The organism is Micromonospora nigra, from assembly GCF_900091585.1.
GTDB classification, from domain to species: Bacteria; Actinomycetota; Actinomycetes; order Mycobacteriales; family Micromonosporaceae; genus Micromonospora; species Micromonospora nigra.
Window position 1 is genome coordinate 1,745,891 of record NZ_FMHT01000003.1, and the last position, 13,360, is coordinate 1,759,250.

Here is a 13,360-nt window from a genome sequence, read left to right on the forward strand (position 1 = left end):
GCTCCCAGGAGGGCGGATGAACTTCGACTTCGCCGACGAGTCAGCGAAACTCGTCATGCTGCTGTACGGGTTGGTCGCCTTCGTGGCGGTGGTGGGTGGTCTACTGCTGCTGCTCGACGTCGTACCGACCCAGCTCGCCCGCCGCCGGGAGGCCCGCATCGCCGCGGCCGTCGCCGCCGGCAAACCGATCGACCCCCGCCGCCGCAAGTCCCGCGAGGGCATCTTCGCCCTCTTCTTCCTGCTGCCCGCCCTGCTGATGCTGGGCATCGGGCTGATCGTCCCGGCGATCCGCACCCTCGTCCTGTCCTTCAAGGACGGTGACAGCCAGAACTGGGTCGGCCTGGAGAACTACGGCTGGATGTTGGACCGGCCCGAGGTCGTCGACATCCTGATCAACACCGCGATCTGGGTCCTGCTGGTGCCGCTGCTGGCCACCTCCGTCGGCCTGATCTACGCGGTGCTCGTCGACCGGGCCAGGCTGGAGTCCCTGGCGAAGTCGCTGGTCTTCCTGCCCATGGCGATCTCGTTCGTCGGCGCCGGCATCATCTGGAAGTTCGTCTACGCCTTCCGGCCCGAGGGGGCCGACCAGATCGGCCTGCTCAACCAGATCTGGGTCTGGCTCGGCGGCGAGCCGAAGCAGTGGCTGCTCAACGCCCCACTGAACACCCTGCTGCTGATCGTGGTGATGATCTGGATCCAGGCCGGTTTCGCCATGGTGGTGCTCTCCGCCGCGATCAAGGCCATCCCGGCCGACATCGTGGAGGCCGCCCGCATCGACGGCGTCAACGCCTGGCAGATGTTCTGGCGGATCACCATGCCGAGCATCCGGCCCGCGATGATCGTCGTGGTCGTGACCATCTCGATCGCCACGCTGAAGCTCTTCGACATCGTCCGCACCATGACGAACGGCAACTTCAACACCAACGTGATCGCGACCGAGATGTACAACCAGGCGTTCCGGTTCGGTCAGACCGGCCAGGGTTCGGCGCTCGCGGTCGTGCTGTTCGTCCTGGTCATCCCGATCGTCATCTACCAGGTGCGCAACCTGCGCCGGCAGCGGGAGGTATGACCCCATGACCACGACCACGCCCCCGCTCAGCGCCACGGCCACCGACCCGCAGCCGAAGACCACCGCCGGCCGGGTCCGCAAGCGGCTCAACACCCGCGCCGCCACCGTGATCTCGATCGTGATCGCGATCGTCTGGACGATCCCGACGTTCGGGCTGTTCGTCTCGTCGTTCCGGCCCGAGGACCAGATCAAGACCACGGGCTGGTGGACGTTCTTCTCCGACCCGCAGCTCACCCTGGAGAACTACGAGCAGGTGCTGTTCGGCCGATCGTCCTCGGCCGGCCAGCTCGCCAGCTACTTCGTCAACTCGGTGGTCATCACCCTGCCCTCGGTGCTGTTCCCGCTGGCCTTCGCCGCGCTGGCCGCGTACGCGCTGGCCTGGATGAACTTCCGGGGCCGGGACTGGATCTACATCGGCGTCTTCGCGTTGCAGATCGTCCCGTTGCAGATGGCGCTCGTCCCGCTGCTGAGCTTCTTCTCAGAGGGGGTGAGCCTCGGCGGCATCACCCTGCTGCCGGCCTGGGACCTCAACGACGAGCAACGGTTCGTGCAGGTCTGGTTCGCCCACACCTGCTTCGCGCTGCCGCTGGGCGTCTTCCTGCTGCACAACTTCGTGTCCCAGCTGCCGAAGGACCTGATGGAGGCGGCCCGCGTCGACGGCGCCACCCACCCGAAGATCTTCCGTACCATCGTGCTGCCGCTGATCACCCCGGCGCTGGCCGCGTACGGCATCTTCCAGTTCCTCTGGGTCTGGAACGACCTGCTGGTCGCGTTGATCTTCGCCGGTGGCGGCGACGAGACGGCCCCGCTCACGGTGCGCCTCGCCGAACTGGCCGGCACCCGGGGCAACGAGTGGCAACGGCTCACCTCCGGTGCGTTCGTCGCGATCATCGTGCCGTTGATCGTCTTCCTGTCCCTTCAGCGCTACTTCGTGCGCGGGCTGCTCGCCGGCAGCGTCAAGGGCTGATCCACGCCCCCCGCCGCCGCCGGGCACCTCCCGGCGGCGGCGGGCGGGCAGCGGGGAGCGGGGAGAACGTGACGAGAATGGACGACGTCGCCCGCCTGGCCGGAGTCTCCACGGCCACCGTCTCGCGGGCTCTGCGCGGACTGCCGACCGTGTCGACGGCCACCCGCGAACGGGTGCTCGCCGCCGCCGAACAGCTCGACTACGCCGTGTCGCCGAGCGCGTCGCGGCTCGCCGGTGGCCGCACCGGCACCATCGCCGTGGTGGTTCCCCGCATCACCCGCTGGTTCTTCGGCACCGTCGTGGAAGCCGTCGAGGAGTTCCTCCACGAGGCCGGCTACGACCTGCTGCTGTACAACCTGGGCGGGCGCGAACAGACCCGCCAGCGGGTGCTGCGCACGACCAACCTGCCCAAGCGGGCCGACGGTGTCATCCTGGTCGCCACCCCGCTGCGACCGACCGACCTGACCGCACTCGCCGCGCTCGACCTGCCCGGCGTGACGATCAGCTCCGGCAGCGCCGTACCCGGTTGGCCGTGCGTGCGCATCGATGACGTGGCCACCGCCCGCACCGCCACCCGCCACCTGCTCGACCTCGGTCACCGGCGGATCGCCCACATCTCCGGCGACCCCGACGACGAACTGGCTTTCACCACTCACCTCGACCGGCGGCGCGGCTACCAGGACGCGCTGCACGCGGCGGGGGTGCGCCCCGACCCGAGCCTGGACGTCGAGTCGCAGTTCACCATCGACGGCGGTGCCCGCGCCACCGAGGAACTCCTGCGCCGGGGCGACCCGCCCACCGCGATCTTCGCCGCCTCCGACGAGATGGCGATGGGTTCGATCTCGACGCTGCGCGAGGCCGGCCTGCGGGTGCCGCAGGACGTCAGCGTGATCGGCGTCGACGACCACGACCTGGCCGGCGTCCTGGGGCTGAGCACCATCGCCCAGCCCGCCGCCGACCAGGGCCGGCTCGCCGCCCGGTTGCTGCTCGATCCGCTCCGCGCCACCACCCTCGATCCGCTCCGCGCCTCCGTGCTCGGCCCGCTCGGCGCGCCGCTCGACCCGGCGGCCGGCGACGGGACCGCCACCACCTCCGTGATCCTGCCCACTCGGCTCGTCGTACGCGAGTCGACCGCGCCGCCCCGGGCACACTGAACGGCAGGCCGCCGCCACCCGTCCGGACCTACCCACGGGAGTACGCCCTGAACAGCAATCCGTTGCCCCAGGACACCGCCGCCGCCTGGCACACCGAGGCGGTCATCTACCAGGTCTACCCGCGCTCCTTCGCCGACTCCGACGGGGACGGCATCGGTGACCTGCCCGGCATCACCGCCCGCCTCGACCACCTCGTCGAGCTCGGGGTCGACGCGGTGTGGCTGTCGCCGTTCTACCCGTCGCCGCAGGCCGACGCCGGATACGACGTGGCCGACTACCGTGACGTGGACCCGTTGTTCGGCACCCTCGCCGACGCCGACGCGATGATCGCTCAGGCGCACGAGCGGGACCTGCGGGTGATCGTGGACCTGGTGCCCAACCACACCTCGTCCGCGCACCGGTGGTTCATCGAGGCGCTCGCCGCCGCACCGGGCAGCCCGCAGCGCGCCCGGTACATCTTCCGCGACGGTCTGGGCCCCGACGGCGCGGAACCGCCGAACGACTGGCAGAGCGTCTTCGGCGGGCCGGCGTGGACCCGGGTCACCGAGGCCGACGGCCGGCCCGGCCAGTGGTACCTGCACCTGTTCGACACCGGCCAGCCCGACCTGAACTGGGACAATCCGCAGGTGCGCGACGAGTTCCTCGACGTGCTGCGGTTCTGGCTGGACCGGGGCGTGGACGGCTTCCGGATCGACGTGGCGCACGGCCTGATCAAGCAGGCCGACCTGGCCGACTGGCAGGAGCCGCAGGAGATCCTGTCCGGCCAGCAGGTCGACAAACCGCGTCCACCCATGTGGGACCAGGACGGCGTACACGAGATCTACCGGGACTGGCGGCGGGTGCTCGACGGCTACCCGGGCATCCGCATCCTGGTCGCCGAGGCCTGGGTGGAGCCGGTCGAGCGGCTGGTCCGCTACGTCCGGTCCGACGAGATGCACCAGGCGTTCAACTTCGAGTACCTCCAGGCGGCGTGGACCGCTCCCGCCCAGTACGCGGTGATCACCCGTTCCCTGGAGGCCACCGAGGCCGTCGGCGCCCCCACCACCTGGGTGCTGTCCAACCACGACGTCGTGCGGCACGCCTCCCGCCTGGGCCTGCCGGTGGGTTCCCGCCGCCCGAACGGCATCGGCATCGGCGATCCGCAGCCGGACGCGGCGCTCGGCCTGCGGCGGGCCCGGGCGGCCACCCTGCTGATGCTGGCCCTGCCCGGGTCGGCGTACCTCTACCAGGGCGAGGAACTGGGCCTGCCCGAGCACACCACCCTGCCCGACGAGGCGCGGCAGGACCCGACCTGGGAACGCAGCGGGCACACCCAGCGGGGGCGGGACGGCTGCCGGGTGCCGATCCCGTGGGAGGCCGACGCCCCGTCGTACGGCTTCGGGCCGACCGACGCCAGTTGGCTGCCGCAGCCACCGAGCTGGGCGGAGTACGCGCGGGACCGGCAGCGCGGGGTGCCCGGTTCGACGTACGAGCTGTACCGCACGGCGCTACGGCTGCGCCGCGCGCACGGGCTGGGTCGGGGCACCCTGGAATGGCTGTCCACGGGCGACGAGGTGGTGTCCTTCCGCAACGGTTCGCTGACCGTGTTGACGAACTTCGGCGCGGCGGCCGTCGCGGCACCGACCGGCGAGGTCGTGGCCGCCAGTGCCCCGCTCGACGAGGGCGGCCTGGTGCCGACCGACGCGACGGTCTGGGTCCGTTCCTGACCGACGGCATCGCCCGCCGGGGCGCCGCCGTACCCGCCCCGGGGACCGCCGTGCCGGTCCCCGGGGCCGGGGTCACAGCCGTTCGGCGCGGGTGTGCAGCAGGTCGTCGACGGCGGCGATGTCGCCCGGCGAGGTCCGGGAGGCGAGCCAGTACATGACGCCGGTGGGCACGAAGAACAGCTGGAACGCTGCCAGCCCCACGGCGTAGTTCAGCGGCGGCGGGAAAGCTGCCCGCAGGCCGTGGAAGGCCGCCCCCACCAGGCCGTTGCCGGCGGCCCGGCCCACCCCGTTGACCAGGTTGCCGAGGCTGTAGACCGTGCCCCGGTGCTCGGGCGGGTTGACGTCGGCGATCAACGCGAACCAGTTCGGCGAGTTCGCCGACGTCAACGCCAGCGCGAGCAGCGCGGTGAGCAGGCTCAGCCCCACCGTCGGCTCGGTGACCACGCTGGCCAGCACCGCCCGCACCACCGCGCCGGTGCCGCCGCCGTCGGGCACGTCGATGCGCATCGGCACGAAGAAGAGCACCAGGTAGAACGGGACGGCCGCCAGGATGCCGACCGCCGCGACCAGGGCCCGGCCCCGGGGCGTACGCCGTTGCAGGGCGTCACCGACGAGCCCGCCGACGATGGAGAGCACCCCGCCGAGCTGGAAGAGGGTGGCGAACACCGTGCCCACCACGATCGCGGTGGCCGGCGCGTACCCCTGGGCCTCGGCCCGCTCGGCGAAGAGCACCGGCAGCCACACCAGCGATCCGAACGCGGCCTGCGCGGTCAGCCCCTGCAGGATCAGCCAGCGGTTGGTCCGCCGGTTGAGGATGCGCGGCAGGTCGGCGCGGCTGATCCGGTAGTCGTACTCGGCACCGGCGGCCAGCGCGTCGGCGATCTCGGGTTCGCTCTGCCCGCGCCGGATGTCGTAGGTGAACAGGTAGGCAGCCGTGGCGGCCAGGCCGACGAGGGTCAGCACCAGGAAGGGGCGACGCCAGTCGACCGCCCCGAGCAGCCCGCCGACCAGGGTGCCGGCCAGGGTGCCCACCCCCTGCGACAGCCCCCAGAAGCTCATCACCAGCCCCCGACGCCGGGGAGAGATCAGATCGGTGACGACCGAGTAGCCCACGGAGCCCACCGCGCCGAGTCCGACCGCGGCGACCAGTTGCGCGGTCAGGAAGGTGGCGTAACCGACCGCCGCCGCGCTGCCGCCCGTCCCCGCCGCCCAGAGCAGGGTGCCGACCACCAGCAGCGGCTTACGGTTGCCACGGTCGCCGACGTACGCCCAGCCCACCGCCGCCACCGCGCTGACCAGGAAGCTGACGGCGGTGACCAGGCCGAGCAGGCGCTGCGGCACGTCGAACTCGTCGGAGATCGAACCGTACAGCGGGGGCACCAGACCGATCGCCACGTTGTCCAGCGAGGCGAGCAGCACGAAGACGACCACGCTGTAGACGCGGTGCGCTCCGCTGCCGCCCCATCCCCCACGCCGCACCGCACCAGCATGCCCCCTGCGTCGATCTCGGGGAAATCGCCCCCGGGCAGCTTCCGAGGGGCGACCGCCCCGATCGGCGGGATGCTCCCCGAGGTCAGGCGAGGCGGTTCAGGTGGTGTTCGCGGGCGGTGGCGTACCGTTCCCGGATCGCGGGGACCGGCTCGGCCGCGTACTCCTCGGTGCCCTCCAGTGGCCACTCGGGCGGCGCGGCGCCACCCAGGGCGATCCAGGCGGCCTGGCGGGCGGCCCCGTCGGCGACGTACTCCCCCGGCGGCGGCACCACCACGGGCACCCCGAAGACCTGGGGCGCGATCCGGCGGACCGCCGCCGAGCGGGCGCCGCCGCCGACCAGGACGACCCGGCGGACGTCGGCACCCTGCGCGGTCAGCGCGTCGAGGCCGTCGGCGAGCGCGCAGAGCATCCCCTCGACGGCGGCCCGGGCCAGGTGCGCCGGGGTCGAGGTGTGCAGGGTCAGGCCGTGCACGGCACCGCTGGCGTCGGGGCGGTTCGGGGTGCGTTCCCCCTCCAGGTAGGGCACCATGACCAGCCCGTCCGCGCCGGGCGGTGCGGCGAGCGCCAGGTCGGACAGCGCGTCCAGGTCGACGCCCAGCAGCGTGGCGGCGGCGTCGAGCACCCGGGCGGCATTGAGCGTGCACACCAGGGGCAGGAAGCGGCCGGTGGCGTCGGCGAAACCGGCGACGGTGCCGCCGGGGTCGGCCGCCGGGGTCTGGGCGACGCTGAACACCGTGCCGGAGGTGCCGATGGAGACGACCACGTCACCGGGGCCCGCGCCCACGCCGAGGGCCGCGGCGGCGTTGTCGCCGGCACCCGGGCCGAGCAGCACGGCGCCGGGGGCCGGCCCGTCGGCCGGGCCACCCGCTTCGGTCAGGTCGGTGAGCACGGCCGGGGCCAGGCGGCCGGCGGTCTCGGTGGGACCGAGCACCCGGGGCACCCGCACCGCCCGTCCGAGGGCCCGTTCCAGCAGGTCGGGGCGGTATTCGCCGGCAGCCGGGGACCAGTAGCCCGTGCCGCTGGCGTCGCTGCGGTCGGTGACCAGGGCGTCCAGCCCGGGTGCGCCCGCCAGCCGCCAGGTGAGCCAGTCGTGCGGCAGGCAGACCGCGGCGACCCGCTCCGCGTTCGCGGGCTCGTGACGGGCCAGCCAGCGCAGCTTGGTGGCGGTGAAGCTGGCCACCGGCACGCTGCCGGCCGTCTCCGCCCAGAACCGGCGGCCGGTCTCCCCACCGCCGGCCTCCGTGACGAGGTCGGCGGCGGCTGCGGCCGATCGGGTGTCGTTCCACAACAGGGCGGGCCGGACCACCTCCCCCGACGGGTCGAGACAGACCATTCCGTGCTGCTGGCCGGCGACCGACACGGCCACCACGTCGGCCAGGCCACCGGCGGCCTCGACCGCGGCCCGCAGCGCGGACCACCAGGCGGCCGGGTCGACCTCGGTGCCGTCCGGGTGCGGCGCGCGGCCCTGCCGGACCAACGCGCCGGTCTCCGCGTCCCGGATGACGACCTTGCAGGACTGGGTGGAGGAGTCCACCCCGGCGACGAGCGGCATGACGGGCCGCCTCAGCGGGCGCCGAGCAGGTGCTCGACCGCGAGCTGGTTGAGCCGGACGAAGCCGTAGCCCCTCGCCGCCGCGGCATCCGGGTCGAAGTCCTCGAACGCGGCCCGGTCGGCGAGCAGGTCGGCGTAGCCCTCCCCGTCGGCCAGCGTCGGGGTGGACAGCTCGGCGACCCGGCTGGCCGCCAGGGCCTCGGCCACCTCCGGGTCGGCGCGGAAGGCCGCGGCCCGCTCCTTGAGCAGGAGGTACGTGCGCATGTTCGCCTCGGCCGACGCCCACACCCCGGTCATGTCCTCGGTGCGGGAGGGCTTGTAGTCGAAGTGCCGGGGCCCCTCGTACGCCGGCCCGCCGGCGGGACCACCGTGTTCCAGCAGGTCCACCAGGGCGAACGAGTTGAGCAGGTCGCCGTGGCCGAAGACCAGGTCCTGGTCGTACTTGATGCCCCGCTGGCCGTTGAGGTCGATGTGGAACAGCTTGCCCTGCCACAGCGCCTGGGCGATGCCGTGGGCGAAGTTCAGCCCGGCCATCTGCTCGTGACCGACCTCGGGGTTGAGGCCGACCAGGTCGGGGTGGGCGAGGGTGGAGATGAACGCGAGGGCGTGCCCGACGGTGGGCAGCAGGATGTCGCCGCGCGGCTCGTTGGGCTTCGGCTCGATGGCGAAGCGCAGGTCGTAGCCGCGGTCGATGACGTACTGGCAGAGCAGGTCGACGCCCTCGCGGTAGCGGTCCAGCGCCGCGCGCACGTCCTTGGCCAGGTCGTACTCGGCCCCCTCCCGGCCACCCCACATGACGTAGGTGTGGGCGCCCAGCTCGGCGGCGAGGTCGATGTTGCGCAGCACCTTGCGCAGCGCGTAGCGGCGAACGTCGCGGTTGTTGCTGGTGAACCCGCCGTCGGCGAACACCGGGTGGGTGAACAGGTTGGTGGTGACCATCGGCACCACCAGGCCGGTCTCGTCGAGTGCCTTGCGGAACCGGGCGATGCCGGCGTCGCGGGTGGCGGCGTCGGCACCGAAGGGCACCAGGTCGTCGTCGTGGAAGGTGATGCCGTACGCGCCCAACTCGGCCAGGCGGTGCACCGCCTCGACGGGGTCGAGGGCCGGGCGGGTGGCGTCGCCGAACGGGTCGCGGCCCTGCCAGCCCACTGTCCAGAGGCCGAAGGAGAACTTGTCGGCAGGGGTGGGACGGGGTGCCATGGCAGACCTCCGGTGCTGTCGTCCACTATTTGTTCAGTGGTTGAATTAAATGCCTGACCTGTGGCAGTGTCAAGGGGTGAGCCGACCCGAGTCACCCACCGGGGCGGTCCGGCAGGGCAGCCTGCGCGAGCTGAACCTCGCCCTCGTGCTCGGCCGCATCGCCGCCGCCGGGCGCCCCCCGTCACGGGCCGAACTGGCCGTCGACACCGGGCTGACCCGGGCCACCGTGTCCGCCGTCGTCGAGGACCTCGTCCACGGCGGGCTCGTCACCGAGGCCGCGCCCACCCCGCGTACCGGGGCGGGTCGGCCCTCGCGCGGCCTGGTGCTGGCCGACGACGGGCCGGCCGGCCTCGGACTGGAGATCAACGTCGACTACCTGGCCGTCTGCGTGGTCGACCTGCGCGGACGCGTCCGCCACCACACCGTGCACCGCGCCGACCTGCGCCCCGAACCCCCGCGGGAACGCTGCACCGGCTGGTCGACCTGGCCGGCCGGGCCCGCGCCGACGCCGCCCGGCAGGGGCTGAGCCTGGCCGGGGCGGCGCTGGCGGTGCCCGGCCTGGTCGACGCCGCCGGCGTGGTGCGCCTCGCCCCGAACCTCGGCTGGCGCGACGTCGACGTGCCCCGGCTGCTGGCCGGTCACCCGCCGCTGGCCGGGTCGGTCGACGGCGTCCCCCCACTCGTGGTCGACAACGAGGCGAACCTCGCCGCCCTCGGGGAACTGCACGCCCGCCCGGACGGCCCGGCGAGCTTCCTGCACGTCTCCGGCGAGGTGGGCATCGGCGCCGGCATCGTCCTCGACGGCGCGCTCTACCGGGGCACCCGCGGCTGGAGCGGCGAGATCGGCCACATCCCCGTCCAGCCCGACGGGCCGGCGTGCCGGTGCGGCGGGCAGGGCTGCCTGGAGCGGTACGCCGGCCAGGAGGCCATCCTCGCGGCGGCCGGCCTGGCCGGTGCCGACCTGCCCGCGGACACCGCTCCCAGCCGCCTGGCCGAGCTGGCCCGGGCCGGCGACCCGGCCGCCCTTCGCGCCCTGCACGATGCCGGGACCGCGCTCGGGGTGGCCGTGGCGGGGGTGGTCAACCTGCTGGACCTGGACACGGTGGTTCTCGGCGGCGGGTACGCCCCACTCGTACCCTGGCTCGCTCCGCCCGTGCACGCGGAGATCTCCCGGCGGGTCCTCACCGCGGCCTGGGCACCGGTCACCGTCGCCGCCGCGCAGCTCGGCACCACGGCCGCCGCCGTCGGCGCGGCCGGCTCCGTGGTCCGCCGGATCGTGGCGCGGCCCGCCGGCTGGCTGGGCCGCCCGGCCTGAGGCCCCGCATTCCGGGCGGGACGCGCCGTCGGGCACTGGGTACGCTTGCCCGGAGACAATCGACGACCCCGAGGAGTGCACGACCGGCATGCGCACAGGTCGACAGAGCAGGGCGCCCGGCGAGTACCGGTGACGACGACCCGACGGGGTGAAGTCAGCCGCCCGGTCAGCGGTGGCGGGCAGGACTTCCGCACCCGCCCCGCCCACCCGCTGCCGGCCGACCCGGGGCTCGCCCGCGAGCTGCTCGACGGGCTGGCCGAGGCCGTCGTCACGACCGACCCCGCCGGCATGGTGGTCCTGGTCAACGCGATGGCCGCCCGGCTGCTGCCGGAACTCGGCCCCGGCATCTCGCTGCCCGGCTGCCCGGTCCCGGCCATCGCCTCGGCCGTCGAATCCGGCGCCGACACCTTCGACGCCGAACACCGCGGACGTCGACTCCGGGGCACCCGGCGCGACCTCGCGGGCGGCCGCTCCGCCTGGTACGTGCGCGACATCACCGAGGACGTCGCCCGCACCGACGCCCTGCTCGCCGAACGCTCCCGCACCGCCTTCCTGGCTCGGGCCGGCAGCCGGCTCGGCATGTCCCTGCACCGCGACCAGACGCTGCGTGCCGCCGCCACCCTGCCGGTGCCGTACCTGGCCGACCTGGCCCTGGTGGTGCACCTGCCATCGCCGCCCGCCGAGGACGCTCCGCACTGGGTGCGGTACACCCTGGAGGACGGCGTGCCGGTCACCGGGGTCGCCGGCTGGGAGATCACCGGCGCGGTCCCCGGCCTGGCCGAGGCACTCGCCGGCGACACCACCGGACCCTCCCCCGGGCGGGACGTGGACCTGACCGACCTGGGTGCGATCGTCCCGCCGAGCTTCGGCCGGGCCGACACCGTGCTGGTCAGGCCGATCGTCGACGCCGGCCGACCGACGGGCGCCCTGGTGCTGGTGCGTCGGGCCGGACGCGCCGGCTTCGACGGACGCGACGTCGACCTGGCCCGGGAGTTCGCCACGCGGGCCGGCGCCGCCCTGGCCACCGCCGAGCTGTACGGCGAACAGACCCATCTGGCACGGGTGCTCCAGCACAGCCTGCTCCCCCCCGAGCTGCCCGCCGTGGCGGGCCTGACCCTGGCCGGGGGCTACCGGGCCGCCGGGGACAGCCTGCGCATCGGCGGCGACTTCTACGACGTCCGGCCCACCACCGACGGGGCCTTGTTCGTCCTCGGCGACGTGTGCGGCAAGGGCGTCGGCGCGGCGGTGCTCACCGGCCGGGTGCGCCAGTCGTTGCAGACCCTCCGCCTGGTCGAGCAGCGACCGCTGGAGCTGATGCGGCTGCTCAACCGCGCCCTGCTCGACATCCCCGACGCGGCCCGGCACAGTCAGCTCACCACCCTGCTGCTGGGTCGCCTCGACGCCGAGCCGAACGGCGGCGTCCGGGTCCGGGTGGCCGGTGGCGGCCACCCCGACCCGCTGCTGGTGCGTGCCGACGGGACCGTCGCTCCGGTGCGGGTCGGCGGGATGCCCGTCGGCACCCTGGCCGTCGCCCGCTTCGTCGAGACCGAGGTACGCCTGGAGCCCGGGGACGTGCTGCTGGCCCACACCGACGGCGTCACCGACGCGCGGGGCGGCCCCCGCGAGGCCGAACCGTTCGGTGAGGCCCGCCTCCGCCGGGCGCTGTCCTCGGGTGCCGGGCTCCCCCCGGCCGCGCTGGTGGCCCAGGTGCTGCAACTGGTCGACGAGTGGCTGGACGGCCAGGGCCACGACGACATCGCGATGCTGGCCGTGGCGGCCCGCCCGTGACCCGCGTCGCCCGGTCCGGGTCCGACGGGCCGGTGGCCGCTGCCGGGGCCGGCGGCCCCGGGGCGGAGGCCGGAGGAGGGCCGGCGGCCGAGCGCGGGCCCGTGGCGGCCCCCGGCCGGGAGACGACGACCGGGGCCGTGCCGGCGGCAGCCGTCGAGGCGTACCTCGAACACCTGGACAGGGCCGACGACAGCGGTGCGGTGCGGCTGGCGCTCGGGCTGCTCGACGCCGGCCACACCGTCGCGGACGTGCTGGTCGACCTGGTGTCCGTCGCCCAACGGGAGGTCGGGCAACGCTGGCTTACCGGCCGGTGGAGCGTCGCGCAGGAGCACGCCGCGACGCACATCGCCGAGACGGTCGTCGGCGCGGTCGCCGCGCGCACCCCGTCCCGGTCCCGCCGGGGCCACGTGGTAATGGCCTGCGTCGAGGGCGAATGGCACTCCCTCGCCGCCCGCATCGTCGCCGAGGTGGTGCGGGCCGACGGCTGGCGGGTCACCTTCCTCGGCGCCAGCGTGCCGGCCCGGCACCTGGTCTCCTTCCTGCACCAGACCGGCCCCGACGCGGTGCTGCTCAGCTGCGTGCAGCCCAGCCGGCTGGTCCGCGCGGCCCGGGTCGTCGAGGCGTGCCGGGCGGCCGGCGTGGCCGTCGTCGCGGGCGGCCCCGGCTTCGGCGCGGACGGCCGGTGGGCGCCGGCCGTCGGGGCGTACGCCTGGGGCGCCTCCGCGCGGGACGCCGCCCGGCTGCTGGTTCGGCACCCGCCCGTCGACGCGGGCGCGCCACCCACCGCCGCCACCGACGAGCACGTGGTGGTGCTGCGCCGGCGACGGGAGGTGGTGGAGGCCGCGCTGCGGGCGGTCGACCCACCGGAGCGCGAGGTCGACGCGCTGGCCACCTCCGTCGCCCACCTGGTCGACGCCCTGGCAGCGGCGCTGCGGGTGGACGACGTCGACCTGCTGCTCGACTTCACGGCGTGGCAGTCGGCAGCCATGGCCCACCGGCACGCCGGCCGGGACGTGCCGGAGGTCGTCCTTGCCACGTGCGCGGCCGTCCTGGCGGCACACCCGCGTGGCGTGGCCTTCGTGAACGCCGCCCGGCGGGCGGCACCCGGGCGGGGCTGACC

Annotated in this window: 9 protein-coding genes and 1 pseudogene; 7 read left to right on the forward strand and 3 right to left on the reverse strand. The window is 74.2% G+C overall.

Features of this window, described 5'->3' with window-relative positions; genetic code table 11:
• The first annotated feature begins 16 nt into the window (after positions 1-16).
• The 4 genes from GA0070616_RS07240 to GA0070616_RS07255 all read left to right on the forward strand — a co-directional run bounded on the left by GA0070616_RS07240 (position 17) and on the right by GA0070616_RS07255 (position 4,896).
• Complete coding sequence (locus tag GA0070616_RS07240) at positions 17-1,069, forward strand: carbohydrate ABC transporter permease (RefSeq protein WP_091078302.1); 1,053 nt, start codon at positions 17-19, stop codon at positions 1,067-1,069.
• A gap of 4 nt (positions 1,070-1,073) precedes the next feature.
• Complete coding sequence (locus GA0070616_RS07245; RefSeq protein ID WP_091078306.1) at positions 1,074-2,036, forward strand: carbohydrate ABC transporter permease; 963 nt, start codon at positions 1,074-1,076, stop codon at positions 2,034-2,036.
• Between the two features lie 68 nt (positions 2,037-2,104).
• Positions 2,105-3,190, forward strand: coding sequence for a LacI family DNA-binding transcriptional regulator (locus tag GA0070616_RS07250; RefSeq protein ID WP_091078309.1), 1,086 nt, complete (start codon positions 2,105-2,107; stop codon positions 3,188-3,190).
• Between the two features lie 62 nt (positions 3,191-3,252).
• The gene (locus GA0070616_RS07255; RefSeq protein WP_245712689.1) at positions 3,253-4,896 is read left to right on the forward strand and encodes a glycoside hydrolase family 13 protein; all 1,644 of its coding nucleotides are present in this window, start codon (positions 3,253-3,255) and stop codon (positions 4,894-4,896) included.
• Between the two features lie 72 nt (positions 4,897-4,968).
• Here GA0070616_RS07255 and GA0070616_RS07260 read toward each other — a convergent pair whose 3' ends face one another.
• The 3 genes from GA0070616_RS07260 to xylA form a co-directional block, all read right to left on the reverse strand.
• Entirely contained in the window at positions 4,969-6,375 is a 1,407-nt protein-coding gene (locus GA0070616_RS07260) for an MFS transporter (RefSeq protein ID WP_091078315.1), read from the reverse strand.
• Between the two features lie 94 nt (positions 6,376-6,469).
• On the reverse strand, positions 6,470-7,939 hold the full coding sequence (gene xylB, locus GA0070616_RS07265; protein WP_091078319.1) for a xylulokinase: 1,470 nt from the start codon (positions 7,937-7,939) through the stop codon (positions 6,470-6,472).
• 11 nt (positions 7,940-7,950) lie between these two features.
• Entirely contained in the window at positions 7,951-9,138 is a 1,188-nt protein-coding gene (gene xylA, locus GA0070616_RS07270; protein WP_091078322.1) for a xylose isomerase, read from the reverse strand.
• A 49-nt stretch (positions 9,139-9,187) separates the two neighbouring features.
• On the opposite strand from xylA, the pseudogene GA0070616_RS07275 reads away from it, so the two are divergent.
• From GA0070616_RS07275 to GA0070616_RS07285, 3 genes and pseudogenes are all read left to right on the forward strand, one after another.
• Positions 9,188-10,452, forward strand: a pseudogene (locus GA0070616_RS07275) (ROK family transcriptional regulator).
• Between the two features lie 129 nt (positions 10,453-10,581).
• Positions 10,582-12,240, forward strand: coding sequence for a PP2C family protein-serine/threonine phosphatase (locus GA0070616_RS07280; RefSeq protein WP_245712690.1), 1,659 nt, complete (start codon positions 10,582-10,584; stop codon positions 12,238-12,240).
• Complete coding sequence (locus GA0070616_RS07285; RefSeq protein WP_245712691.1) at positions 12,237-13,358, forward strand: cobalamin B12-binding domain-containing protein; 1,122 nt, start codon at positions 12,237-12,239, stop codon at positions 13,356-13,358. Before GA0070616_RS07280 ends, GA0070616_RS07285 begins: the two co-directional genes overlap by 4 nt.
• Positions 13,359-13,360: the final 2 nt, after the last annotated feature.

Excerpts from the sequence above, each read along its gene's own strand:
- GA0070616_RS07245 (WP_091078306.1), top strand. The coding sequence starts at position 1,074 with ATGACCACGACCACGCCCCCGCTCAGCGCCACGGCCACCGACCCGCAG.
- xylA (WP_091078322.1), bottom strand. The coding sequence starts at position 9,138 with ATGGCACCCCGTCCCACCCCTGCCGACAAGTTCTCCTTCGGCCTCTGG.
- xylB (WP_091078319.1), bottom strand. The coding sequence starts at position 7,939 with ATGCCGCTCGTCGCCGGGGTGGACTCCTCCACCCAGTCCTGCAAGGTC.
- GA0070616_RS07240 (WP_091078302.1), top strand. The coding sequence starts at position 17 with ATGAACTTCGACTTCGCCGACGAGTCAGCGAAACTCGTCATGCTGCTG.